General features: G+C 41.1%; 26 protein-coding genes and 1 other RNA gene. 10 read left to right on the plus strand and 17 right to left on the minus strand.

All coding sequences use genetic code 11. From position 1 onward, the window contains the following. Positions 1-40 precede the first annotated feature (40 nt). The 4 genes from AB9K32_RS10090 to AB9K32_RS10105 form a co-directional block, all read right to left on the minus strand. Complete coding sequence (locus AB9K32_RS10090) at positions 41-202, minus strand: hypothetical protein (RefSeq protein ID WP_224835148.1); 162 nt, start codon at positions 200-202, stop codon at positions 41-43. A gap of 17 nt (positions 203-219) precedes the next feature. Beyond that, positions 220-660: a hypothetical protein gene (locus tag AB9K32_RS10095; protein ID WP_224835147.1), complete on the minus strand. Its 441-nt coding sequence runs from the start codon at positions 658-660 to the stop codon at positions 220-222. 62 nt (positions 661-722) lie between these two features. After that, a complete protein-coding gene (locus AB9K32_RS10100; RefSeq protein WP_224835146.1) occupies positions 723-2594 on the minus strand; it encodes an ABC-F family ATP-binding cassette domain-containing protein in 1872 nt (623 codons plus the stop codon). Between the two features lie 21 nt (positions 2595-2615). Then, positions 2616-3785, minus strand: a complete 1170-nt coding sequence (locus AB9K32_RS10105) for a DUF4105 domain-containing protein (RefSeq protein WP_369885098.1) — start codon at positions 3783-3785, stop codon at positions 2616-2618. Positions 3786-3886: 101 nt separating this feature from the next. Here AB9K32_RS10105 and AB9K32_RS10110 point away from each other — a divergent pair, with 101 nt between their 5' ends. Together AB9K32_RS10110 and AB9K32_RS10115 are read left to right on the plus strand one after the other, a co-directional pair. Continuing rightward, complete coding sequence (locus AB9K32_RS10110) at positions 3887-4618, plus strand: phosphatidylcholine/phosphatidylserine synthase (RefSeq protein ID WP_224835144.1); 732 nt, start codon at positions 3887-3889, stop codon at positions 4616-4618. Continuing rightward, positions 4596-5066, plus strand: coding sequence for a PH domain-containing protein (locus tag AB9K32_RS10115; RefSeq protein ID WP_369885099.1), 471 nt, complete (start codon positions 4596-4598; stop codon positions 5064-5066). Before AB9K32_RS10110 ends, AB9K32_RS10115 begins: the two co-directional genes overlap by 23 nt. A gap of 2 nt (positions 5067-5068) precedes the next feature. Here AB9K32_RS10115 and lptB read toward each other — a convergent pair whose 3' ends face one another. From lptB to AB9K32_RS10135, 4 genes are read right to left on the minus strand one after another with little or no spacing between them, the layout of a single operon-like run. Next, positions 5069-5809 carry an LPS export ABC transporter ATP-binding protein gene (lptB, locus tag AB9K32_RS10120; protein ID WP_127024769.1) on the minus strand — a complete coding sequence of 247 codons (741 nt, stop codon included), beginning with the start codon at positions 5807-5809 and terminating at the stop codon, positions 5069-5071. A gap of 57 nt (positions 5810-5866) precedes the next feature. Continuing rightward, positions 5867-6220, minus strand: coding sequence for a carboxymuconolactone decarboxylase family protein (locus tag AB9K32_RS10125; RefSeq protein ID WP_224835142.1), 354 nt, complete (start codon positions 6218-6220; stop codon positions 5867-5869). Then, positions 6210-7052 carry a twin-arginine translocase subunit TatC gene (gene tatC, locus AB9K32_RS10130; RefSeq protein ID WP_224835141.1) on the minus strand — a complete coding sequence of 281 codons (843 nt, stop codon included), beginning with the start codon at positions 7050-7052 and terminating at the stop codon, positions 6210-6212. The genes AB9K32_RS10125 and tatC overlap by 11 nt, the downstream gene beginning before the upstream one ends. Beyond that, entirely contained in the window at positions 7052-8017 is a 966-nt protein-coding gene (locus AB9K32_RS10135; RefSeq protein ID WP_338193586.1) for an SIS domain-containing protein, read from the minus strand. The genes tatC and AB9K32_RS10135 overlap by 1 nt, the downstream gene beginning before the upstream one ends. 184 nt (positions 8018-8201) lie before the next feature. Here AB9K32_RS10135 and recQ point away from each other — a divergent pair, with 184 nt between their 5' ends. Next, on the plus strand, positions 8202-10403 hold the full coding sequence (gene recQ / locus AB9K32_RS10140; RefSeq protein WP_369885100.1) for a DNA helicase RecQ: 2202 nt from the start codon (positions 8202-8204) through the stop codon (positions 10401-10403). Here recQ and AB9K32_RS10145 read toward each other — a convergent pair. The 3 genes from AB9K32_RS10145 to AB9K32_RS10155 are packed head-to-tail and all read right to left on the minus strand — an operon-like array spanning position 10400 to position 11380. After that, complete coding sequence (locus tag AB9K32_RS10145; protein WP_224835138.1) at positions 10400-10711, minus strand: CCC motif membrane protein; 312 nt, start codon at positions 10709-10711, stop codon at positions 10400-10402. The two genes, recQ and AB9K32_RS10145, sit on opposite strands and share 4 nt — an antisense overlap. Before the next feature lie 9 nt (positions 10712-10720). After that, entirely contained in the window at positions 10721-11047 is a 327-nt protein-coding gene (locus AB9K32_RS10150; protein ID WP_224835137.1) for a CCC motif membrane protein, read from the minus strand. 12 nt (positions 11048-11059) lie between these two features. Then, entirely contained in the window at positions 11060-11380 is a 321-nt protein-coding gene (locus AB9K32_RS10155) for a DUF2752 domain-containing protein (RefSeq protein WP_224835136.1), read from the minus strand. An 80-nt stretch (positions 11381-11460) separates the two neighbouring features. Between AB9K32_RS10155 and AB9K32_RS10160 the strand changes: the two genes are divergently transcribed. Then, complete coding sequence (locus AB9K32_RS10160) at positions 11461-12003, plus strand: Smr/MutS family protein (RefSeq protein WP_338193589.1); 543 nt, start codon at positions 11461-11463, stop codon at positions 12001-12003. On the opposite strand, the gene AB9K32_RS10165 is transcribed toward AB9K32_RS10160, so the two are convergent. Further along, the gene (locus AB9K32_RS10165; RefSeq protein ID WP_293294363.1) at positions 12000-12521 is read right to left on the minus strand and encodes a hypothetical protein; all 522 of its coding nucleotides are present in this window, start codon (positions 12519-12521) and stop codon (positions 12000-12002) included. The genes AB9K32_RS10160 and AB9K32_RS10165 overlap by 4 nt on opposite strands. 108 nt (positions 12522-12629) lie before the next feature. Here AB9K32_RS10165 and AB9K32_RS10170 point away from each other — a divergent pair, with 108 nt between their 5' ends. Then, positions 12630-13778, plus strand: a complete 1149-nt coding sequence (locus AB9K32_RS10170; RefSeq protein WP_338193591.1) for a cysteine desulfurase family protein — start codon at positions 12630-12632, stop codon at positions 13776-13778. Between the two features lie 9 nt (positions 13779-13787). Here AB9K32_RS10170 and AB9K32_RS10175 read toward each other — a convergent pair whose 3' ends face one another. After that, on the minus strand, positions 13788-14435 hold the full coding sequence (locus AB9K32_RS10175) for a hypothetical protein (protein ID WP_252079210.1): 648 nt from the start codon (positions 14433-14435) through the stop codon (positions 13788-13790). 136 nt (positions 14436-14571) lie between these two features. After that, complete coding sequence (locus tag AB9K32_RS10180) at positions 14572-16263, minus strand: M23 family metallopeptidase (RefSeq protein ID WP_369885101.1); 1692 nt, start codon at positions 16261-16263, stop codon at positions 14572-14574. Between the two features lie 168 nt (positions 16264-16431). Between AB9K32_RS10180 and AB9K32_RS10185 the strand changes: the two genes are divergently transcribed. From AB9K32_RS10185 to AB9K32_RS10205, 5 genes are all read left to right on the plus strand, one after another. Next, entirely contained in the window at positions 16432-16722 is a 291-nt protein-coding gene (locus AB9K32_RS10185) for a hypothetical protein (RefSeq protein ID WP_224835130.1), read from the plus strand. A 14-nt stretch (positions 16723-16736) separates the two neighbouring features. After that, the gene (locus tag AB9K32_RS10190; protein ID WP_224835129.1) at positions 16737-17030 is read left to right on the plus strand and encodes a cell division protein ZapA; all 294 of its coding nucleotides are present in this window, start codon (positions 16737-16739) and stop codon (positions 17028-17030) included. 53 nt (positions 17031-17083) lie between these two features. Next, a non-coding RNA gene (gene ssrS, locus AB9K32_RS10195) (6S RNA) lies at positions 17084-17193 on the plus strand. Positions 17194-17245: 52 nt separating this feature from the next. Further along, positions 17246-18817, plus strand: a complete 1572-nt coding sequence (gene rny, locus AB9K32_RS10200; RefSeq protein ID WP_224835128.1) for a ribonuclease Y — start codon at positions 17246-17248, stop codon at positions 18815-18817. 77 nt (positions 18818-18894) lie between these two features. Continuing rightward, positions 18895-19317 (plus strand): CBS domain-containing protein, encoded by a 423-nt coding sequence (locus AB9K32_RS10205; protein WP_224835127.1) that lies wholly within the window; start codon positions 18895-18897, stop codon positions 19315-19317. A gap of 46 nt (positions 19318-19363) precedes the next feature. Here AB9K32_RS10205 and AB9K32_RS10210 read toward each other — a convergent pair whose 3' ends face one another. The 3 genes from AB9K32_RS10210 to AB9K32_RS10220 all read right to left on the minus strand — a co-directional run bounded on the left by AB9K32_RS10210 (position 19364) and on the right by AB9K32_RS10220 (position 23298). Then, the gene (locus tag AB9K32_RS10210) at positions 19364-21412 is read right to left on the minus strand and encodes a DUF349 domain-containing protein (protein ID WP_369885102.1); all 2049 of its coding nucleotides are present in this window, start codon (positions 21410-21412) and stop codon (positions 19364-19366) included. Between the two features lie 142 nt (positions 21413-21554). Beyond that, positions 21555-22286, minus strand: coding sequence for a shikimate dehydrogenase (locus AB9K32_RS10215; protein ID WP_369885103.1), 732 nt, complete (start codon positions 22284-22286; stop codon positions 21555-21557). Beyond that, entirely contained in the window at positions 22261-23298 is a 1038-nt protein-coding gene (locus tag AB9K32_RS10220; protein ID WP_369885104.1) for a DUF368 domain-containing protein, read from the minus strand. Before AB9K32_RS10220 ends, AB9K32_RS10215 begins: the two co-directional genes overlap by 26 nt. Positions 23299-23308: the final 10 nt, after the last annotated feature.

Consider the following 23308-nt stretch of genomic DNA (forward strand, 5'->3'; position numbering starts at 1 on the left):
GTTTACCTAATATCTCTGGCTATTAATAATGGTCAATTGATTATTGTTTGTTGTTCTTGTCGTGTTGGCGTTTACCCTCCATAAATTTTCGGGACTTTCTTCGTTTTGTAGCTTTTTTGTTTCTGTACAAAACAACCAGATAAATAAGTCCCAAGACAGCGAGTACGTACCAAATGGTGTTATCTGTCGCAATATTTTCCATAACCTAAAATTACCGCTTTAAATTCGAATCGTAAAATGTTCCTTTACCTGTTCCCTGCGTATGGATATAAGACCACAATGGTACATGTCTATGCTCACGGTAATTTCGGGCTGGGCAATCAATCGGTGCCATAGGTTCAAACTTTCTTTACATTTATAAATGGAATCGATTAAAATAATACTGTTGTTCCGCAAAGTTTCTTCGGAAAACATTTTTTTAAAGGAGGCAGTATCCAATCCGTCCACAAAAAGAAGATGGATTATCTTTTTATCGAATTGAGTTTCACCAAAGTGTTGTCTTACCAAATCTTGGATTTCAGGTTTGTCCGGTATTGAGATGCTTTCAAATTTGAAATAAGCTATGGTCTTGAGCAAAATATTGATACTCCTGTTCCGGTCGAGTCTTTTTTTGGAATAAAGACATTTGGTCACATAATTGTACACAAAAGGGGAGTGCACGCCATGCTCATTTGTGGATTTAACTAAGAATTTTAGGTATGAAACAACTCGAAACCACATCTTTATCCTTCTAAAATGGAAGAAAGTTCGAACCAACGTTCTGTTTTTTGTTCAATGGTATCGGTTATTTCTTTGAGCTCTTTGGAAAGATCGGCTATTTCGCCTCCATCCAAATCGGGGTCGGTGAACTTGTTCTGGAGCTCAACCTTTTTCTCTTCCAATTTTTGAATGTCCTTCTCCAATTGTTTGTATTCTTTTTGCTCCGAATAGGAAAGTTTTCCCCCACTGGTGTCCCTCCAATTATTTTCTGTTTTTTCGGTCGAGTTTGTTTTGTTCTCCCGTTCCTCGATTACCTTGCTGTTTTCGTAGATTCGGTAGTCCGAATAGTTTCCGGGGAAATCTTCAATAACTCCTTCTCCTCGAAAAACAAAGAGGTGATCTACGATTTTATCCATAAAATAACGGTCGTGCGAAACCACGATCAAACAGCCTGGAAAATCCAACAAAAAACTTTCCAGAACATTAAGTGTAACAATATCCAGATCGTTGGTGGGCTCATCCAGAATAAGAAAATTAGGATTTTGAATCAGGACAGTACATAAATACAATCGTTTGCGTTCACCACCGCTCAATTTCTCGACAAAATCGTATTGTTTTTTACGATCAAATAGAAAGCGTTCCAATAATTGTTGTGCGGAAATCTGTCGTCCTTTTTTTAAAGGAATGTAATCCCCAAACTCTCGAATTACGTCAATAACCTTTTGGCCATCCTTATCTGGAATTCCCTTTTGGGTGTAATAACCAAATCTTAAAGTGTCCCCGACCACAACCTTTCCGTTATCTACATCCTCGTTTTGGGTAATGATGTTCAAAAAAGTAGATTTTCCAGTTCCGTTCTTGCCAATAATGCCCACCCGTTCACCTTTGGTGAAGTTGTAGTCGAACTTGTCCAGTATTTTTTTATCTCCGTATGATTTGGAAATGTTATGAAGCTCTAAAATTTTACTGCCCAAGCGCTCCATATTTAGCTCTAATTGGACTTCGTGCTCTGTTCGGCGTTGATGTGCACGTTTTTTGATCTCTGCAAAATCATCGATACGGGATTTGGATTTTGTGGTACGGGCCTTGGGTTGCCTTCGCATCCAATCCAGCTCTTTTTTGTAGAGCATTTTGGTCTTTTGTTGCTCTACTGCTTCGCGCTCCAATCGAGATTCTTTTTCGGTAAGGTAATACGAATAGTTGCCTTTATAGGTGTAAAGCTGGTTATTGTCCAATTCAATGATCTCGTTACAAACCCTGTCCAAAAAGTATCGATCATGGGTCACCATAAACAGCGTAATGCTCTCTTTTGCAAAATAAGCCTCCAACCATTCGATCATTTCTAGGTCCAAGTGGTTGGTCGGCTCGTCCAAAATCAACAAATCGGGTTTGTTGAGCAAGGCATTGGCCAGGGCCAAACGCTTCTTTTGTCCGCCCGAAAGTGTACTTACTTTAGCGTCGAGGTTGGAAAGTTGTAATTGGAAAAGTATTTGCTTGTACTGGGTTTCAAAATCCCAGGCATTAAGGCGTTCCATTGCTTCGAAGGCCTTTTGGTATTGGTCTGCGTTATCGGGGTTTTCCACCGCTTTTTCGTATGCGGCAATTACTTTTAGGATTTCGTTATCCGTGGTAAATATGGTCTGTTCAATGGTTAAGTTGGGATTTAGGTCCGGCTCTTGTTCCAAAAAAGAGACTTTAATGCCTTTGCGGGTGGTCACCTGACCGGTTTCGGAGGTATCCTTTCCCGACATAATATTGAGAATAGAGGTTTTTCCACTTCCATTTTTGGCAATCAATGCAATCTTTTGGTCTTTATTGATTCCAAAGGAAATATCCGAGAAGAGCACCAGTTCTCCATAGGATTTTGATATGTTTTCGACCGTTAATAAGTTCATGGGTGTTTTTTGAGTGCCAATCTACAATTTGGAATACTTGATCATATACAAGTATCGGATGACCAGGGTCAAAAGTAAAGGAATAAGTACAGGTGAAAAAATCTGAACTTTGATAATCCATAATAAAAGAACAAGGACTATCAAACTTAGGGCAAACCATAGATATTTTGTGCCCCATTTTGGAATGTTATCCTGAAAAACGAATACAAACGCAACTCCTAAATTTATCGGGAAAGCCCATAGTATGTTGTAATTATAAGGTGTGGAGGTGTGATCTGCCGCTACCCATAACAAGAAAAGGAAGGTGCCGGCCAATCCGGAAATGAACAACAGGGTAAAGTCCAACCAGCGGCTTCGTGCCTTATGTTTGTTGTCGAAATAGGTGATGATGGCCGTAAACGCCAAGAGCAACATAAACCAGAACAAAGGAGAGAGCGGAAAAAAACCACTTTGCGAGTGTTCGTTATAATCCAAAATGGTGCGCTCCCTCTTGACCAGGGGTTTCCCGTTCAGGGTAGTATGTCGTAGTTGTTCCATGGCATAGTAGGGCAAGAACATATGTTCCTGTACGGTTGCCTGTCTGTCCACAGGGGATCCAAAGGCCAGGTCTATGCCGAACATGGACCAGGTATTTACATTTAAGAATTGCCTTACCAATTGCCGAAAAGTATATCGTTTCTCCAGATATGATCCATCGAATACCACAGCATCTCCAAATTGTTCTTTTAAAATATCTCCGGTAATACTGGAGCAGTTGTTCAATAGAGGGTCGTACAGGTAATCTCGGTTTTCGGGGAGATAGTTTTCTTCAAAAAATGCAAGGAGTTGGTTGCGTTGCTCAAGGTTTAAATCTAGAACTTGCTCTTTTACCCATCTTTTTTCCAACTCATATTCAAACAAAAACGACTCAAAACTTCTTCGGGAAAGGGAATAGATCATCCTTCCCTTGGTAAAATTTAAATAAAAATTGGGTTGGTTAAAGTCAAAAGTACCGTAGTTGTAGACAACATCAATCCCTAAAACCGAATCCTGTACCCGAAATGCGCTATGTCCAAATGCATAATATAGTACATCGCCCCCTGCACATGTTAAAAGACTTACTTTGGAATTTTCCGATAGCTGTGGTGCTTGGGAGAAAACAAAATTCCCTGTAATGAGAAATAAAGATAAAAGAAGAAATATCTTTTTCATTCTGATCGTTATCAGCGCAAATATCTAAATAAAAACGACTCGGTCCACCATACGTTGCCAACAGTTTATTTTTTCCATTATTTTTACGCAAATCCAATTTCATGAAGTCCTATATTCCCAACTTTTTGACGCTCCTTAATGTTTTTAGTGGCTGTATCGCCACAGTTTTTGCTGTTTTAAATCACTTGGAGTGGGCCGCACTTTTTGTTTTTATCGGGATTTTCTTCGATTTTTTTGATGGCTTGGCCGCCCGAGCATTAAATGTGCAGAGTGATATTGGTATTCAGTTGGATTCTTTGGCCGATGTAATTACCAGTGGCCTTGTGCCCGGGGTGGTTATGTTTCAACTATTGAGTATGGCGGAAAGGGGTGGCTGGAACCTTGGGTTTATTGGCCATGATGCCGAACTGACCTTATTGCCATTTGTTGGTTTTGCCATTACATTGGCATCTGCGTACCGGTTGGCCAAATTTAATGTGGACGAGAACCAAGTCTCTTCCTTTGTTGGTCTCCCTACTCCCGCAAATGCTTTGTTGATTCTTTCGCTGCCCATGATTCTTATGTATCACGATAACGAAACCTTGAACAACATTATCTTAAATCCATGGTTTTTAGTGATCATTACAGTGATCAGCACCTATTTATTGAATTCTCCCATTAAATTGTTTGCCCTAAAATTTAAGAACGGAAGCTTTAAGGATAATGGTATTCGATATTTGTTCTTGATCGGGAGTTTGGTGTTATTGTTGACCCTACGTTTTTTGGCAATACCCTTGATTATCTTTATCTATATTTTGATGTCTCTCATCGATGGAGGAGGAAAAACAACATAAGGACGTATTTGATGGTTCCACAGAAGCTGTGGTGTATCCATCCAAAGTGGGGCTAGAGCTATTGATGCCTGTTCTATTGATTTTTGGTATCGGGATAGTTGGTTCTTTTGGGGAGAGTAGTCTGATCGGTGTGATAATTCAGTTTGCCATTATGCTGGTCTTTGTACTTCTTTTTTTCTCCATTTCCTATACAGTTTCGGATGAAATATTAACGGTGACCTCTTTATTTGTGGTCAAAAAGAATATACCGATCAAGGACATAACACGAATAGTGGAATCGAACAATCCGATCAGTGCCCCTGCGGCATCTTTGAGCCGGTTGGAAGTATACTACGGTAAATACAGCAGGACGGTAATCTCACCTAAGGATAAAATGCGATTTATTGAGCATTTAACGCGCCTTTCTCCAACCATTCAAGTGGAGCTTAAAAAGAGAAATAAAAAATAAGCTTAAAAGTCGAGCTTCTTTTTTCGAAGTTCAAAGTTTTGCCCCAGATACACTTTCCGGACCATTTCGTCAACGGCAAGTTCCTCGGGAACTCCGGCCTTTAGAATGCCGCCTTCGAACATTAAGTACGAGCGTTCGGTAATGGCCAAAGTTTCCTGCACATTATGGTCGGTGATCAGGATGCCAATGTTCTTGTTTTTTAATTGGGCCACGATGCGCTGAATATCTTCTACCGCAACGGGGTCAACCCCTGCAAAGGGCTCGTCCAATAAAATAAATTTAGGGTCTGTGGCCAGTGCGCGGGCTATCTCGGTACGGCGACGTTCGCCCCCGGACAGCAAATCCCCACGGTTTTTACGTATATGCCCCAGACCAAATTCATCGATCAGGGACTCCATCTTCATGTGTTGTTCTTTTTTGCTCAATTTGGTAAGCTGCAACACACTCAATATATTTTTTTCTATGCTGAGTTTTCGGAAGACCGATGCTTCTTGGGCTAAATAGCCAATTCCATGCTGTGCCCTTTTGTACATGGGGAAGCTAGTGATATCCGTACTGTCCAGGTAGATGTTTCCGCCATTCGGTTTAATAAGTCCCACGATCATGTAGAACGATGTGGTCTTACCTGCCCCATTGGGCCCCAATAGTCCAACAATTTCACCCTGATTGACCTCGAGCGATATGCCCTTGACAACTTTTCGGCCTCGATAGGCCTTCATAATATTTTCTGCGCGTAGCTTCATAGGAATTTGCCAAAACTAAACATATTCTTTTTTTAGTGAATGGTCTTTTGGATTTTTTTAAGCTTCGCTCTCCTCCAAATCTTCCCAAAACTCATACGCTCGTCGTAAATGCGGAATCACTATGGTTCCGCCTACCAAAGTGGCTATGCCCAACGTTTCCATAACTTCTTCTTTATTGGCCCCTGCATTTTTGGAGCTTTCGAGGTGATATTTCACGCAATCGTCACATCGCAGCACGGCCGAGGCGACCAGACCCAATAATTCTTTGGTCTTTACATCCAGTGCGCCTTCCATATAGGCGTTGGTGTCCAGGTTGAAGATACGCTTTATGAGCTTGTTGTTCTCTGCGAGCAGCTTATCGTTCATCTTGGCGCGATATGCATTGAACTCTTCTACTTTATTATTTGCCATTTTTTGTAGCTTTTACTTTTCTAGCTTCGCTTTTTACTACCATTTTTGATATAAATATGCTTACCTGGTACAAAATCAATACAGGAATACATACAATGATTTGGCTGGTTACATCGGGAGGGGTAATGATCGCCGATAAAATCAGAATGATCACCAAAGCTATTTTTCTATACTTTTTGAGGATTTCGGGGGTTACCAGTCCAACTTTGGTCAAGAAAAATATTACAATGGGCAACTCAAACATGATCCCGCAAGCGATCACGGAGGCCCTGACCGTTCCAATGTAAGAAGCCAGGTCGATTTCGTTCAATACTTCCTTACTGACCTGGTACGACCCCAAAAAGTTGATGGAAAGCGGGGCAACAATGTAGTATCCGAACAATACACCAAGGAAAAACAATCCCGAAGCCGTTATAATGAACCCTTTTGAATGTTTTCTTTCGTTTTCGTAGAGTCCGGGGCTGATAAATTTCCACAACTCCCATAAAATATATGGAAATCCGAGAATTACGCCCGCCCAGATAGAGGTCCAGATATGTGCGGAGAATTGACCGGCCATCAACCTACTTTGAATGGTAAACGGGATTTCGTCGCCACAAAATTCCGAATCTACCCCGAACAACTTTCCTATATTACAGAAAAATTGATAGGTTGGGAAGTCCATGTTCTTTGGGCCGAACAAGATAGTATCAAAAATAAAGCCTCTAAAAACAAAGGCGACACACGCTATTATGACCACGGCCAATGTGGATCGGACCAAGTGCCAGCGCAATTCTTCCAAATGGTCCAAAAAGGACATTTCGTCTGGGTTTTTTCTCTCTTTTTTAGCCATTATAGGATTCCCTCGTTTATAAGGTTATGGATATGGACTACGCCGGCATACGAATCACCGTCAAAGGCCAATAGTTGCGATATGCTCTGTTCTTGTAACATTTTAAGGGCCTTAACGGCCAAAGTATCCACATCTATTGTTTTGGGATTGGAGGTCATGATGTCCCTTGCGGTAAGTCCGCTTATATTGTCGTATTTGCTCAACATCCTCCTAACATCGCCATCGGTAACGATTCCTACCACTATGTCCTTGTCCATAACGGCGGTAACACCCAACATTTTTTCGGAGATTTCGACGATTACATCCTTTACTTTGGTATTTACGTCCACTTGCGGTTTTTGATTGTTGAGCACAATATCGGCCACCCGTAAATATAATTTTTTGCCCAAAGCCCCACCAGGATGGTACTTGGCAAAATCGGTGCTGCTGAATCCTTTAAGCTCCAATAAACAAATGGCCAGTGCGTCACCGACCGCCATTTGGGCCGAAGTACTGGTTGTGGGTGCTAAATTATTGGGGCATGCCTCTTTCTCCACGTAGGTGTTGAGCACAAAATCTGCTTGTTTGGCTAAAACGGAATCCATGTTTCCTGTAATTCCTATCAATTTGTGGTTGCCCGCCTTAATTAGGGGCAATAAGGCTTTAATTTCTGGTGTGTTCCCGCTCTGAGAAAGGCATATGACCACATCATTTTGTTGAATAGTGCCCAAATCCCCGTGTATGGCATCGGCGGCATGCATAAAAATTGCAGGTGTGCCAGTAGAATTTAAGGTTGCTACAATTTTTGATGCAATTATGGCGCTTTTACCAATGCCGGAAACTACGACTCTTCCATCGGATTCAAGTATATGCTGAACCGCTTGTTCAAAATGGTCGTCCAACAGACCTATTAAATTTGCAATGGCCTTGCTCTCTATTTCAAGGGTCCGCTTTGCTATGGATAAAATTGACTTTTTGTCGTTCAAAGTAATTAACGGATTAACTGATTGTATTCCTAAAAGAATGTGTTATATTTAAGTTTACAAAACTAATCAAACTATCTTATACAGACTATTTCGAAAATGATTTTGGATTTACCTGTATTGGAATTGTTTAATAAAAGCTTCAACTACCTTTTAGGTTGTTTGTAATAAATTGAAAAATGCGGAAATGAGCCTAACGAACACTGATTTGCATTCCTCGCTCAAAAAATATTTTGGTTTCTCAAAGTTTAAAGGATTACAAGAAGGTGTGATCCAAAACATTCTAAGTGACAACGATACTTTTGTGATTATGCCCACGGGAGGAGGCAAATCCCTCTGTTACCAATTACCGGCATTAATGAAAGAGGGGACCGCCATTGTGGTTTCCCCATTGATCGCCCTTATGAAAAACCAGGTCGATGCCATTCGCGGAATATCCGAACAACATGGAATAGCCCATGTGTTAAATTCTTCCCTGACCAAGACCGAGGTAAAACAAGTAAAGGAGGACATAGTAAATGGGGTTACCAAATTGCTCTATGTGGCTCCGGAATCACTGACCAAGGAGGAAAATGTGGAGTTTTTAAGAAAGGTCAAACTTTCTTTTGTGGCGGTGGATGAGGCTCATTGTATATCGGAGTGGGGCCACGACTTTAGGCCCGAATACCGAAATTTAAGAGGAATTATAAATCGATTGGGAGATAATATTCCCATAATCGGCCTAACCGCTACGGCAACACCAAAGGTGCAAGAGGATATTATTAAAAATTTGGGTATGACGGATGCCAGGGTATTCAAAGCATCGTTCAATAGGCCCAATCTATTTTACGAAGTACGTCCCAAAACCAAGAATGTGGATGCCGATATTATCCGTTTTGTTAAACAAAATCAGGGTAAATCTGGTATAATTTATTGTTTGAGCAGAAAACGTGTAGAAGAATTGGCACAAGTGCTTCAGGTAAATGGGGTAAGTGCGGTGCCCTACCATGCAGGCTTCGATGCCAAGACGCGTTCCAAGTATCAAGATATGTTCTTAATGGAGGAAGTGGATGTGGTTGTTGCTACGATTGCTTTTGGAATGGGAATCGACAAGCCGGATGTCCGATTTGTGATCCATCACGATATTCCAAAAAGTATAGAAAGTTATTATCAGGAAACTGGTCGTGCAGGTAGGGATGGGGGCGAAGGGCACTGTTTGGCCTATTACGCCTATAAAGATGTGGAAAAACTGGAAAAATTCATGTCCGGTAAACCTGTGGCGGAACAAGAGATCGGTAATGCCCTGCTTCAAGAAATTGTGGCTTATGCCGAAACCTCCATGTCCCGTAGAAAGTTTATACTACACTATTTCGGTGAGGATTTTGACGAAGTGAACGGTGAAGGCGCCGACATGGACGATAACTCCCGAAACCCAAAACCTAAAGAAGAGGCCAAAGCGGAAGTAACCAAATTGTTGCACGTGGTAAAGGAAACCAAGGAGAAATTCAAGACCAAAGAAATTGTCCGTATCCTGGTGGGCAAAACCAATGCGATGATCTCCTCCCATAAAACCGATGAGAAAGACTTTTTTGGAATAGGAAAAGAACAGGACAAAACATTTTGGATGGCTTTAACGCGCCAAGTTTTGGTGGCAGGTCTCTTAAAAAAGGAAATCGAGCAATACGGAATCCTGCATTTAACAGAAAACGGCAAAAAGTTTTTGGACAATCCAGAATCTTTTATGATGACCAAGGATCATGTGTATTCCAAGGATGATACAGGAAATATAGTCGTTCCTGAAAAATCCAATGGAGCCGTTGCAGACGAAAACTTGTTGAAATTGCTCAAAGATCTAAGGAAAAGGGAAGCTCAAAAAAGAGAAGTTCCTCCATTTGTGGTCTTTCAAGACCCCTCACTGGAAGATATGTCCCTTAAGTACCCAGTGACCATGCAGGAAATAATAAATATTCAGGGTGTTGGCGAGGGCAAGGCAAAAAAATATGGTAAACCGTTCGTAGACCTTATTTCCAAATATGTGGATGAGAACGAAATTACCAGGCCGGACGATCTTGTAGTGAAAAGCACGGGTGCCAATTCGGGTTTAAAACTGTACGTAATTCAGAGTGTGGATAGAAAATTGCCCTTGGATGATATTGCATCGGCAAAAGGGCTGGAGCTTCCCGAACTTATCAAAGAAATGGAGCAGATCGTGTTCAGTGGTACCAAGTTGAACATTGGTTACTGGATAGATGAAATTCTGGATGAAGACCAACAAGAAGAAATCCATGATTACTTTCTTGATGCGGATACCGATTCCATTTCGGCTGCCGTAGATGAGTTTGATGGTGATTACGAGGACGAGGAGCTGCGTTTGTACCGTCTAAAATTTATAAGTGAAGTGGCGAATTAAAATTCGCCACTAAATTCTCCTGTTGTGATCATGGCCACAATAAATCCAAAGTAAAGAATTGTGAGCACCAAATAGATCAAGGCGATCACCAACCCTATGTATGACAGTATTTTTCCTGTTTTTACATTACTGAAGTCGGTATAACTTTCTGGATTTTGGTGGTAAAGATTACTTGCGGATTTAGCTTTTGAAAGGCCAATAATACTAAATATGGCTCCCAGTGGGCCACAGCAGAACAAAGTGCCGACAATGGAGAGTATCCCCATTGTCAACACTGTACTTGCCCCGGGTAAGGGTTGTTGGTTCATATGTTGATTTTATTGATATTGTTCAAGAATTTCTTGCATTCTTTGCGGGTCCTGTAGGGCATCCCATCCAAAAGCAGATATGGCCCAAAGGGACATTAAGAGATAAAGCACATTTAGTACAATACCGATAATGGAGAGTATTCTACCGGTTTTAACGGATTGTACACCATCGTACATTTCTGGGTTTTCGGCATAAAGTTTCAATGCTTTGTTGGCCAATATTAAACCAATAACACCAAAAATTAGACCGATTACCCCGTAGCAGCAACAGGTAACTATCGATATAATACCGAATACCATGATCAGCGTTGCATTTGGAAGTTTTTGTTGTTCCATAATCTAAAGATTTTAATTAAAAAGGTTATTCATTTTTATGATGTAACTTACTATGATGGTACCCGCTGTAAACAACAACAAAAACCATTTTACCTGCTGTGCATGTTTAAAACTAAAAAATATGTTTGCCAGTAAAAAAACGAGTAGCGCAACAATGGGATAAATGGCCGGGTACATATAAAATGCAGCTATAAAATCACCATGTAGAAGCAGATCTACGGCACGTTGCATACCACAACCGGGACAATCCACGCCCAATAACTTTTTATTAAGGCAAGGTAACATGTAGTCCTTCAGGTCAATGGCGAATATGGTTGGTGTTAGGTACATCATAGACTGTGGTGGCCGAAAAATACTATTATTTTTGTATTCAGGTTTAATTTTTACATCATTTTTTACCACAGAAATTAAATATGGGCAAATTTTTAAAAGGAGACAGGGTGGAGGTTTTGGACGAAGCCATAGCGGGCATTGTTCAACAGGTTGAAGGTGATGAGGTTACCATACTTACGGATGATGGGTTCCCCATGCGATTTATGTCCCACGACCTTGTAAAGATCGAGGGGGACATTACTGTATCCAATTTTGAAGCTGCTCAAGTCAAAAAACAGAAAGAACTGCCCAAAAAAAGAACTTCACCTGTATTGAGGCCCAAAGAGCGAAGCGCACCGAAAATGGAAGTGGACCTGCATATTCATCAATTGGTAAAATCGAGCAAGGGCATGAGCAATTACGATATGCTAAATATCCAGTTGGAGACCGCGAAGAGTCAGTTGGATTTTGCCATTCGAAAACGTATTCAAAAAGTAGTTTTTATACATGGTGTGGGCGAGGGGGTGCTCAAGGAAGAACTGCATTACCTTTTTAATAGGTACGAAAATCTAAAATTTTACGATGCCGATTATCAAAAATATGGTTTGGGCGCAACCGAAGTTTACATTTACCAGAACGCTTAATCGGGAACATTGGTGGTTACCTCGCCAAATTCACTTATCGCAATATTGGTGATCCGTTCCCCGTTGTCGGTCACAAAAGAAATTCCACTAAGACTTATGGTGTGCAAAAATGACGAGGCATCATCGGGATCAACAATGGTTTCAATAATCACAGAGCCATCTTCTGCTTCGACCTCATCAATAACAGTGGGTTGTGCGGGCGGAATATCGCTGCAGAAATAATCGCTGTCCACATCATCGGAAAAAACTCGGTAAGTAATCTGGGATTGACCGGGCACAGTACTTTCGGTGGTAACCGTTTCCCCGGCAACGCCATTGTTCAAAACGCCACTTTGGAGTTCCAAAATCAAGGACTCACTTTCATTTATCTTAAAAAGAATGTTCTTGGCGTCGGTTGTTGGGTCGGAGCAGTAATCCAAAGTTACACTGTCAAAATCAATGGTCTCGATTTCAAGGTCGCCATCACTGCAAGAAAGTAGAGCTCCAAAACAAAGAAAGGGAAAGAAAATTTTTCTCATGCGCCAAATTTAATGCAATTCCATTTTAATACCCCAATTCCCGAGCTTACTTTAAAAGAAATTAACTTAATTCGTGTACTTTTACACCCGTTTAAAGTAAAATCAACCATGCAAAAAGTCTATCTGGATAATGCTGCTACCACGCAGGTTAGAAAAGAAGTAATCGAGCGAATGCAAGAGGCATTGGCACAGTTTTATGGAAACCCTTCTTCCACCCACAGTTTTGGGAGATCGGCCAAAACAGCTGTTGAACAGGCCAGAAAGACCATTGCAAAAACGTTGAATGCCCATCCCTCCGAAATTATTTTCACCTCTGGAGGAACGGAGGCGGACAATATGATTTTGAGATGTGCGGTGAGGGATCTGGATGTTGAGACCATAATCACATCTAAAATTGAGCACCATGCCGTCTTACATACAGTAGAAGAGCTCGAAAAAGAGTACGGTATCAATGTCTGGTACGTAGATCTGGACGAAAATGGCAACCCTAAAATGGATCATTTGGAGAGCCTGCTCAAAAAGAGCGATTCCAAAAAGTTGGTAAGCTTAATGCATGTAAACAACGAAATCGGCAATATATTGGATATTGGCACTGTTGGCGAACTTTGTAAGGCAAATAATGCTCTTTTTCATTCCGATACGGTGCAATCCATTGGGCATTACCCTTGGGATGTACAAAATGTAAATATTGATTTTATGACGGCGGCTGCCCACAAATTCCATGGGCCCAAAGGAATAGGGTTTGCCTTTATCCGAAAAAATTCCGGATTAAAGCCATTGATTTTTGGTGGTTCCCAAGAACGCGGTTTTAGGGCAGGGACCGAGCCTTTCCATAATATTGTTGGGTTGGAAGAGGCTTTTATTAAGGCATACGAGAACATAGAGGAAGAAACAGAGGCTATTAAATCGCTTAAACAATACTTTTTGGAAAAGCTTAAACAAGAGATTCCCGATGCGGTGTGCAATGGGCTTTCTGGAGATTTGGAGAAAAGTACCTACACCTTGGCCAACGTGCGCTTACCTTTTGATAAACAAAAAGGCCTAATGTTGCTTTTCCATTTGGATATGAAAGGTATTGCTTGTTCCAAGGGGAGTGCCTGTCAATCAGGTAGTAGTCAGGGATCCCATGTGCTCAACGAAATTCTTGAGTGGGAAGAACAGGAGAAGCCCAGTCTTCGTTTTTCTTTTTCCATGTACAATACCAGGGAAGAAATAGATTATACCGTTCAGGTCCTCAAAGAGTTTGCGAACAGTTAAAAAGGATAATTAATTACGGTTCTTGCGTTTTTCCCTGTCGTAAGGAAATTTTCGGGAGGCGGTCTTCATCATTTTATCGATGAGTTCGGTGGTGTTTTTACCTGTTTTTTTGGAAATGGCGTTTTCGTACTTCCAAAGGAGTTTGCCGGTTTCGCCATCGCTTATTTTTACACCGATTCTGCCATAGTTGGCATTTCCGCTAAAGTAGTCCAAAATGCTAAAATCCGTAGGTACGCCTTCGGATAATAAAATGTTCAGGTTTAGGTTGCCGCTGATAATGCCATCTACATCCAAAACTTCGCACAATTCCTTGGTGGTGTAGGTATCAATGTTGGTGTAATCGATATCGTTTTGGGCCAATATGGCATTGGTGTTGTTTATATTCTGAAAATCCACATTGAATTTTTTGCGCTTTTTGCGTTTGGAAAAATAGGTCTCCAATGCATTTTGTACCGCGTACCCTTCTTTTTCTGCCAAAATCTTGAGGTCTTCACTATCTACCGTTTCCTCCAATTCCAAATGGGCAATAAATGGAATTATGGCCAAAACCTCGTGGTTACTGGTAAGTTGGTCAAACCTGATGTTTTCATAAATGTTCTTTTGGGCGGACATAATGCCTGTGATCAAAAGAATAACTACGAAGACAATTTTTTTCATGGATCAATATTTAATTCAACACCTATGTAAAAGGTTTGGCATACTTTAAAAAATAATTCTGGTTGATTAGGTCTTTGAGCTTGAAAAAGGTCAACAAATAATTGTACTTGATTATTTTTCGAATGCAAAAATACGCCTATTTCCTGAAAAACTTGGTACTAAATATAGTGGAGTTGCCCACATTGTCCGTAACCGTAACTATGAGGTCGCATTCCGTGTCGTTGGTTATATTATCCTCAAAATTATAGGTAATGGTGTTTGTCTTTGGTTCGTATTCCATCAAAATCCATTTTCCGTTCAATGTGGCGGAATAACTATCTATTCCACTAAGGTCATCGGAAATAAGTAGACTCAAGTAATTGTAGTTGCTGAGCCATTGCTTTTCCTTGAAGTTCTTTGGTCTAATGGTAGGAGGAATACTGTCCTTGACAAGGGTGTATGTGCCCAAAGTCCGCGTTCGGGTGGTAAAAGAACCGTCTCTCTTGTAGGTTTTTGAATAAGATGGTCTCTTTTTGCTGTCCAGATGGGCAATGAACATTTGTTTTCGTTCTTCCTTGGTATATTTTGATGGGTCGAAACTGATAGTGAAATTTCGGTGTGCCGCAACGCTGTTGTTGTGTATGGTAATGGTGTCGGTTCCTTTTTGAAGGTCGATATAGAAATCTTCATAAAACGTGCTAGCGGGAAAAAATACTTTTGCAGCGCCCAAATCAAAGTTATTGGGCTTATTGGCTATCAAGAAATTATCTGTAGGGTCATTTTTCTTGGCAATTTTCTCCTCTTGCATTTTGCCTTCCACGGGAATTATGAGTTTAGTAGTGTTACCGGCCAGATCGGAAATAAGGATTTCCACAGTATAGGACAGACCTTCGATAATCTCAATTTTACCATCATTATAAAGGGACTTGTAGATACTTAAATGGTTATAGGGCTCTTTAAAGCACTTTTGAATGCGCTGTCTGTGGTTATAAAAGTGGGCGTAATCGATTAAAGTGTTGATGTACCGTGTTTCGCCGAACGAGAAAGTGTCAAAGTCGAATTCAGAATAAACCTTGCCGTTTACAGTTTGTTTTACGGCATATACGCCATTTTTATTGGCGGCCATATCCAAACGGTCAAAGCTATTGATGCCGAACCCGATTGTACCGACCGCGGTTACCTTATCGGCCAAAAAAGAACCGTCTGCTTGTTTTTTATAATTCAATTGAATTTTTTCTGCACTCTGATTTACCAATGCACCCTTGGCCAGTGGGTATGCAAAAAGTCCCAGCAAAGTCGGGTCTGTGGCATCCCTTACTTCGTAACCATAGAGCAGGGGATTGGTAGGTTTTCCGTTTACGCTGTTTCGAATCTCAAAATGTAGATGGGGCCCTGCGGACCCTCCCGTGTTACCGGAAAATGCGATAATATCTCCTTTCGCTACTTTTAACTCTCCATAATCGGGGAACATTTCAACCTCGAAAGACTGCTTTTGGTACTGCACTTTTTTTACGTACTTCTCTATTTCTGGCCCAAATTTTTGAAGGTGGGCATACACAGACGTATGCCCATTGGGATGCGCAACGTACAGGGCCTTACCGTAGCCCCAATGCGAGATTTTGATGCGGGTTACCGTGCCATCTTCGATAGCGTAAACCGGGAGGCCTTCCCTTTGTTGGGTCTTAAGGTCCATACCGGAGTGGAAATGGTTGGAACGTAGTTCACCAAAGGTGCCGGAAAGTACCAAGGGGATGTCCAATGGTGAACGAAATGTGTTTTGCGGATATTTTTCTTGTGCAGCTAGATAAATTGCAAATAAAAAGAAGGCTAAAAATAGTGTTCTACGCATAAAAGATCAGTAATTCTATTACGAAAGTAACCAATGTTTTGTTTTAAGAAAAGATTTAACGCAACAGCTCTAAAGCTTTGGTAAACGGAACAAGAATAAATGTAAAAAGTATTGCGAGGTTGTCCTAGGTTGGTTAACTTTGTGTAATACGTATTGTTGTTTGCATATATGAGCGAACTTGTTGAGATTGTGGATTCTTTGGAGAACAAGGTGAGCAAACTGCTGCACAAAATGGAGCTGTTGCACCAATTGAACGCTAATTTAAAGCTTGAATTGGAACATCTAAAGGATGAAAACAAACTCAAGGACGACGCTCTGAACCAATGGGAGGAGAAGTACGATTCCCTTAAAATGGCAAACACGATGCTGGGTAGTAATACGAGTAAAACAGAAGCTAAGCTCAAGATAAATACATTGATTCGCGAACTTGATGTTTGCATAGCCAAACTAGCGGATTGATTAGTTACAGAAATATGAACGAGAAGCTCAAAATAAAGCTTTCCATTGCCGATAGGGTATATCCATTGACCATAGACCCCAAGCAAGAAGAAGGATTGCGGAAGGCGGCCAAGAACATTGAAAACCTGGCCAAAAAGTTTGAGCAAAATTATGCAGTTCGGGACAAGCAAGATGTATTGGCCATGTGTGCCCTACAATTTGCATCCAAAATTGAGCAGAGTGGGATAGATCGTTCTGAAAATGCGGAAGCAGCCATGCAAAGGCTCAGGGCATTAGATGAACTGGTACATTCCAAACTGGGAGAATAAGTTCTTTTAAATAAAATAATGTTACTGCCCACATAGGTAATATTTTTTGACAAACTCAACACTATTATAATTCAAAAGGGTGAGTTTAGATTGTAAAAGCAGGCCCTACTTGCATAGGGATCCTTGATCAGTCTGTTAGCCCTAAACCTGTAATTTGGAGTTTGTACAAAACTTCAGCCTATGTGGGCTTTTTTTTTAACTAAACACAAACAAACATGGATAATATCGTAGTAATTGCTGTCGCAGCTGTTGTAGGGCTTGCCATTGGCTTTTCAATTGCAAAGATGATGGAGAAAGGCAAAGCGTCCAAGACCATTGCAGGGGCAAAAAAGGAAGCTGCCGATATCATAAAAGAAGCAAAGAAAGAAGGAGAGGGCATAAAAAAGGACAAAATTTTCCAGGCAAAGGAAAAATTTTTGGAACTGAAGGCCGAACATGAAAAAGTTATAATCAATAAGGACAAGAAAATTGCCGAGGCCGAAAAGAGAACTAGGGACAAAGAGTCCCAAGTGAGCAGTGAGTTGGCCAAAAATAAAAAGTTGAACGACCAACTTCAGGGCAAAATACAAGAAGTATCCCACAAGAGTGAAATTCTTGATAAAAAGCAGGCCGAAGTCGAAAAACTACACAAGAGCCAAGTACAACAGTTGGAAGTGATATCCGGGCTATCTGCAGAAGATGCTAAGGCCCAGTTATTGGAGTCATTAAAGGAAACCGCGAAGAGCGATGCCATGGCCTATCTTCAAAATACTATGGAAGAGGCCAAACTGACCGCACAGCAGGAGGCTCGAAAGATTGTAGTAAACACTATTCAACGAATCGGTACGGAGGAAGCAGTAGAAAATTGTGTGTCCGTGTTTAATTTGGAGTCCGACGATGTAAAAGGACGCATAATCGGTAGGGAAGGACGAAATATTCGTGCTTTGGAATCGGCGACCGGAGTGGAAATTATTGTGGACGATACTCCAGAAGCAATTATTTTATCCTGTTTTGATTCCGTTAGAAGGGAAGTGGCCCGTTTGTCCCTGCACAGATTGGTGACAGATGGACGAATTCACCCAGCACGTATAGAAGAGGTTGTGAAAAAAACCGAAAAGCAAATTAATGAAGAGATTGCTGAAATAGGGAAACGTACCGTAATAGATTTGGGTATCCATGGCCTTCATCCAGAACTGATCAAAGCGGTAGGACGTATGAAGTATAGATCTTCGTACGGTCAAAACTTGTTACAGCACTCCAGAGAAGTTGCCAAGCTCTGTGGGGTAATGGCCGCCGAACTTGGCCTAAACCCTAAATTGGCGAAAAGGGCCGGACTTTTGCACGATATAGGTAAAGTACCAATGGCCGAAGTGGAGGTGGAGACCCCTCACGCGATCTTAGGTATGCAATGGGCACAGAAATATGGTGAAAAAGAGGAAGTATGCAACGCTATCGGAGCTCACCACGACGAAGTTGAAATGACTACTTTAATATCTCCCATTGTTCAAGTTTGTGATGCGATCAGTGGTGCCCGACCAGGTGCAAGGAGACAGGTTTTGGACTCGTACATACAGCGACTAAAGGATTTGGAAGATATCGCCTTCGGTTTTCATGGGGTGCAAAAAGCATATGCCATACAAGCCGGTAGGGAACTTCGTGTAATCGTGGAAAGTGAGAAAGTGAACGACGATAAAGCCGCCGAGCTATCTTTCGAAATCTCACAAAAAATACAGACCGATATGACCTATCCGGGTCAAGTTAAGGTAACCGTGATCAGGGAAACCAGATCGGTAAACGTTGCCAAATAAGATTAACTGACAATTATCATACTTTTCAACCTCGTATTGGGGTAACTTGATTACATATAATTAAAACAATTGAAAAGATGAAAATTGGTGTGCCCGTTTCTCAAATAATGACCAAGAACCTGGTCACATTGAGCACCAAAGATGATTTGGTGACCGCTGAACGACTTTTTAAAAAACATAACATAAGACATATTCCTGTTGTGGATGGTGAAAATATAAAGGGCATGCTGAGCCTTACCGACTTAATGCGGATCAGTTTTGCCGACGCCATTGATGAACATGAGGAAGTGGTGGATACCATTGTGTACAATATGTTTACTATTCCTCAGGTAATGGTGAGCAATTTGGTGAGCGTAGACCCCAATGCGACCATTAAGGAAGTCGCACAGATATTGGCAAATAGGGAATTCCATGCATTGCCCGTAGTGGAGGGCGATAAACTAAAAGGAATTGTGACGACCACCGACTTGATCCAATACTTTTTAAGGGGATTGGATTAAAAGTGATCAAAAGTTTTGTGGATGGAATTGAGTAAGGGTCAATCCCTTACTCTTCCTCACCGCCATCGGATTCTTCCTCCGCTTCGGATTCTTTGTTGAGTTTGTGCTCCAGAATATTAAGATTCTTCATTTTTTCCTTCCAAGTCTGGAGTGCATCTTTTTGTTTGTTCAATTTTTGAACGACCTCCTTCACCAAGGGGTTGTCCTCAGAATCACCAGAGAAAAATTGAAGATTGTTCTCCAATTGTCGTATTTCCGATTTGACTTCATCTATTTTACGTTTCACAAAAACACGCTCGTTGCCAATGGCATGGTTATCTTCAGTTTTTGCAAGTTCTTGAACCTTGTTCCCATATTTAAGTAATTCGGATTCTTGTTTGCCAATGCCCAATTTCTTGAAGAGGGCATCGATTATTTTATTGAACTTGCTGTTGATGTGTTTCTTGTTGTATGGAATTCGGCCATATTGTTTCCATTCGGTCAAAAATGCCTTTAGATCTTCTAAATCCTTCTTTTTATCACCACTTAACTGGAATGCCTTAAGGCGGTCCAAACATGCGCTCTTCTTTTTAAAGTTCTCGAATTCCGCATTGTGTTCATCATTCTTTTCGGCGTGTAAACGATCAAAGTAATGATTACAGGCATCTTTAAACTCTTTCCAGATTTTATCGGAATACTTTCTGGGCACATGGCCTATTTTCTTCCAATCGCGCTGAATTCGTTTCATTTGCGGAGTAACCTCCGCCCAATCATCACTGTCTTTTAAAGAAATCGCCAAATCCAACAATTCTTTTTTCTTTTCTAGATTTACTTGCTGCTCTTTTTTCTGGTTCTTGTAAAAAGCATTTTTGTTCCTATTGAATTTGCGAACGGTTTCCTTAAAATAGCTCCAAGTTTCTTCGTTCACCTTTTGAGGGACCCTGCCAGCTTTAAAGAACGCGTCGCGTAAGGCCTCCACCTCTTTGATCTGTTGTTGGATTCCTCGATGGTTGTTCGCTACATTCTCAGCTATTTGAGCAATGGAAGCGATTATTTCGTGCTTTTTTTCTAGGTTTTTTTCATAGACTTTCTCCAGTTCTTGGAAATGTTCCTGCCTACGTTGGTGCATGGCTTTGGTGGCGTTGCTGAACTTTTCCCAAATTTCCTCCCTATGCTCTTTGGCCACCGGGCCAACATCTTCTTTCCAGATTTTGTGAAGTGTCTGCAATTCCCTGAACGCTTTGTTCAAATCCGGTTCGGCGACCAAAGCTTCGGCGCGTTCTACCAATTTTTGTTTTTCCTCAAGATTGTGTTTAAAGTCAAGATCACGTAGCTCACGGTTGAGGTGCAAAAAATCGTAAAAGATCTCCATATGGTGGTGATACGTTCGCCAAACATCGTTGTAGTTGGCACGTGGCACCGGCCCTGCATTTTTCCAGCGGTTTTGTAGGTCTTTAAAGTTATTGTAGGTCGTATTGATATCTTCTTCGATATCTATTAATCCCTTTAGTTCCTCAATGATGTTCAAACGCTTGTTAAGGTTGTCCTTCAGGGATTGGTCTAAATTTTTATAGTATTGATCGCGTTTTTCCCGGTAGTCGGAATATACTTCGTTGAATTGCCTTTTGGCAACAGAGTTGTACCTAAAATCAATTTCGTTGCCACCCTTGGCTATGAACTCTTCTTTCTTTTCATCCAGAAACTCCTGAAACTTTTGATCAAATTCATATTTAATGGAACTTACATGCTTGTGGATGGCCTGTACTTTTTCATTTTTTACCAAGCGTTGTAATTCGCCCACCAAATTTTCCATGGACATGGAGTGGTAGTCCAACATGGGAATGGTGTGCCGCTTTTCGTTTTCCGTATCTTCGGCATCCTCCGCATTGGATTCATCGATTTCATCTAAATGTTCATTGGAATCGTCCGTTTTGTCATCTTCGGTGGCCTGTTGGGATTCGTTATCCGGTTGTTCCTTGGCTTCACTTTCAGATGTAACTTCCCCGGTCGTTTTTGGTTCGGCTTGTGCGCTTTCTTCCAATTGACCATTTTTGTTTTCGGACGTTTCCTCTATTCCACCTTCAGCATGCTGAAGTTTACCATCGTTTTCCTGCATTAGTAGCGTATTTAGCTGTTGATTGATGAAAATTATAGCCAATTTAACAACTTAATCGTCTAATCCCAAAAGTATTGATTCTTCTTTTGGTGAATTTCAGGAATCTGTGGTTGGTAGTGAACTGTATATTGATGAATGTTTCTTAGGCATTGTTCCAGATTTCCCAAGCTTTTTCCGCTTGCCCTTCCAACATTTTTAATCCATTACAAATGGTGGCCCCTTGCGATTCTCCCTTGGATAAAAAAGCTGTTTTCTCCGGATTATAGATAAGATCGTACAGCAAATGTCCGGCCCCGATATGCTGATAGGGCAGTTTTGGTTTGTCTTCGATATCGGGGTAAGTGCCCAGCGGTGTACAATTAATTATAAGCTGATTATCTTTTATAACCTGTTCATTTAGCTCCTCGTAAGTATATTGATTTTGCTTTTTGTGCCGGGACACATAAGTGTTGGCAATACCAAGCTCGTTCAAAACAAAGCGGATAGCTTTGGATGCGCCACCTGTTCCCAAGATCAATGCATTTTTATGGTGCGGTCTAAGATAAGGCTCGAGCGATTTTTGAAAGCCATAGGCGTCCGTATTGAAACCTTTTAGTCCGCTGGGGGAAAATTGAATAGTGTTCACGGCACCTATTTTTTCGGCTTTTGGGTCCAATTCATCCAAAAATGGGATAACAGCTTCTTTATAAGGAATGGTAACATTTAGACCTGTAAGGTGATCTTGGGCCAATACGCTACTGAACTCTTCAATGTCCTGGAGGTCAAAGTTTTCGTAACTATGGTCTAAAAGCCCTAGTTCTTCGAATTTTTTTGTAAAATATCCTTCAGAAAAAGAATAGGATATATTTTTACCTAGCAGCCCGAATCTTTTCATTTTTCTCTCTGTTTTTGCCATACCAATCCAGTAGTAATAATACCAAAACACCCAATATTATAAAAAGTATGGCCCACCATGTTTCCGGAGAGCCTATCCGTGGTAAAAAGCGTTCGTAGTTCAAAATTATTTTATCTCCATTGGAGTCCAGTAAGGGCGTGCCTGTTCCGTCCAATTTAAAAATGGTTCTTTTCCATGGCCAAAGCACGCCCAAAGAGCCGGTTATAAAGCCGAGCAATACAGAAGTCGTGGTGGCCTTAAAATGTTTGAGGACATAACTGAGCAAATGCGAAAAAGTTACCAAACCCGCGGCTGAGCCCAGGGTGAAAACACCTAAGATCTTTAAGATCTTTATACGTTCTGGATTTTTTACAAAGCTAAAATCTCCCGAGAAAACCTCCGCAAAAGTATCATAGAGTGCATTCACCGAATCGACCAAAAGCAGCACATAATTGCCCAATAATATTAAGATAAAAGAACCGGATAGCCCGGGCAGGGTCATTCCGGAAACACTTATAATTCCGCAGATAAAGATAAATGCCAAATTATCGTTCTCTTTTGCCGGACTTAAAAAACTGATGGACAACCCGATAACCAAACCTATGGTTCCGGCTATTATGGTCCGTTTGTTCCATGGGGCAAAATCTTTACCTATATAGTAAATGGAACCGATTACCATTCCAAAAAATGTGGCCCAAACAAAGAGTTCGTTGTGGTCCAAGAGGTAATCCAAAACTCTGGAAACACTAAAATAACTGACCAGCATTCCGAATATCAGTAAACCTAAAAACCTTGCATTGGTATATTGGAAAAAGCTTTTGAACCTTCCATTAAAGAAAAGTTTGAGCGCTTTTGAATTTAGTTTTTGAAGGGAATAGATAAATTCCTCATAAAAACCGGCGACAAAAGCGACAATGCCTCCAGAAACCCCTGGGACCTTGTTGGCAGCACCCATGCAGAGACCTTTTACGACCAAGAAAAAGTTATCCAGAAATGTTCTAGGTTGATGCATTTGCCCCATC

It is taken from the genome of Allomuricauda sp. XS_ASV26, assembly GCF_041224615.1.
GTDB lineage: Bacteria > Bacteroidota > Bacteroidia > Flavobacteriales > Flavobacteriaceae > Flagellimonas > Flagellimonas alginolytica.

What these genes read in the sequence shown, in the direction of transcription:
- AB9K32_RS10110 (WP_224835144.1), top strand. Translation starts at nt 3,887, where the DNA reads ATGAAGTCCTATATTCCCAACTTTTTGACGCTCCTTAATGTTTTTAGT.
- AB9K32_RS10165 (WP_293294363.1), bottom strand. Translation starts at nt 12,521, where the DNA reads ATGAGAAAAATTTTCTTTCCCTTTCTTTGTTTTGGAGCTCTACTTTCT.
- AB9K32_RS10215 (WP_369885103.1), bottom strand. Translation starts at nt 22,286, where the DNA reads ATGAAAAGATTCGGGCTGCTAGGTAAAAATATATCCTATTCTTTTTCT.
- AB9K32_RS10160 (WP_338193589.1), top strand. Translation starts at nt 11,461, where the DNA reads ATGGGCAAATTTTTAAAAGGAGACAGGGTGGAGGTTTTGGACGAAGCC.
- AB9K32_RS10105 (WP_369885098.1), bottom strand. Translation starts at nt 3,785, where the DNA reads ATGAAAAAGATATTTCTTCTTTTATCTTTATTTCTCATTACAGGGAAT.
- AB9K32_RS10150 (WP_224835137.1), bottom strand. Translation starts at nt 11,047, where the DNA reads ATGGAACAACAAAAACTTCCAAATGCAACGCTGATCATGGTATTCGGT.
- AB9K32_RS10180 (WP_369885101.1), bottom strand. Translation starts at nt 16,263, where the DNA reads ATGCGTAGAACACTATTTTTAGCCTTCTTTTTATTTGCAATTTATCTA.
- AB9K32_RS10190 (WP_224835129.1), top strand. Translation starts at nt 16,737, where the DNA reads ATGAACGAGAAGCTCAAAATAAAGCTTTCCATTGCCGATAGGGTATAT.
- AB9K32_RS10175 (WP_252079210.1), bottom strand. Translation starts at nt 14,435, where the DNA reads ATGAAAAAAATTGTCTTCGTAGTTATTCTTTTGATCACAGGCATTATG.
- AB9K32_RS10145 (WP_224835138.1), bottom strand. Translation starts at nt 10,711, where the DNA reads ATGAACCAACAACCCTTACCCGGGGCAAGTACAGTGTTGACAATGGGG.
- AB9K32_RS10185 (WP_224835130.1), top strand. Translation starts at nt 16,432, where the DNA reads ATGAGCGAACTTGTTGAGATTGTGGATTCTTTGGAGAACAAGGTGAGC.
- AB9K32_RS10125 (WP_224835142.1), bottom strand. Translation starts at nt 6,220, where the DNA reads ATGGCAAATAATAAAGTAGAAGAGTTCAATGCATATCGCGCCAAGATG.
- AB9K32_RS10205 (WP_224835127.1), top strand. Translation starts at nt 18,895, where the DNA reads ATGAAAATTGGTGTGCCCGTTTCTCAAATAATGACCAAGAACCTGGTC.
- AB9K32_RS10090 (WP_224835148.1), bottom strand. Translation starts at nt 202, where the DNA reads ATGGAAAATATTGCGACAGATAACACCATTTGGTACGTACTCGCTGTC.
- AB9K32_RS10220 (WP_369885104.1), bottom strand. Translation starts at nt 23,298, where the DNA reads ATGCATCAACCTAGAACATTTCTGGATAACTTTTTCTTGGTCGTAAAA.
- AB9K32_RS10115 (WP_369885099.1), top strand. Translation starts at nt 4,596, where the DNA reads ATGGAGGAGGAAAAACAACATAAGGACGTATTTGATGGTTCCACAGAA.
- recQ (WP_369885100.1), top strand. Translation starts at nt 8,202, where the DNA reads ATGAGCCTAACGAACACTGATTTGCATTCCTCGCTCAAAAAATATTTT.
- AB9K32_RS10210 (WP_369885102.1), bottom strand. Translation starts at nt 21,412, where the DNA reads ATGCAGGAAAACGATGGTAAACTTCAGCATGCTGAAGGTGGAATAGAG.
- AB9K32_RS10155 (WP_224835136.1), bottom strand. Translation starts at nt 11,380, where the DNA reads ATGATGTACCTAACACCAACCATATTCGCCATTGACCTGAAGGACTAC.
- rny (WP_224835128.1), top strand. Translation starts at nt 17,246, where the DNA reads ATGGATAATATCGTAGTAATTGCTGTCGCAGCTGTTGTAGGGCTTGCC.
- AB9K32_RS10170 (WP_338193591.1), top strand. Translation starts at nt 12,630, where the DNA reads ATGCAAAAAGTCTATCTGGATAATGCTGCTACCACGCAGGTTAGAAAA.
- tatC (WP_224835141.1), bottom strand. Translation starts at nt 7,052, where the DNA reads ATGGCTAAAAAAGAGAGAAAAAACCCAGACGAAATGTCCTTTTTGGAC.
- AB9K32_RS10100 (WP_224835146.1), bottom strand. Translation starts at nt 2,594, where the DNA reads ATGAACTTATTAACGGTCGAAAACATATCAAAATCCTATGGAGAACTG.
- lptB (WP_127024769.1), bottom strand. Translation starts at nt 5,809, where the DNA reads ATGAAGCTACGCGCAGAAAATATTATGAAGGCCTATCGAGGCCGAAAA.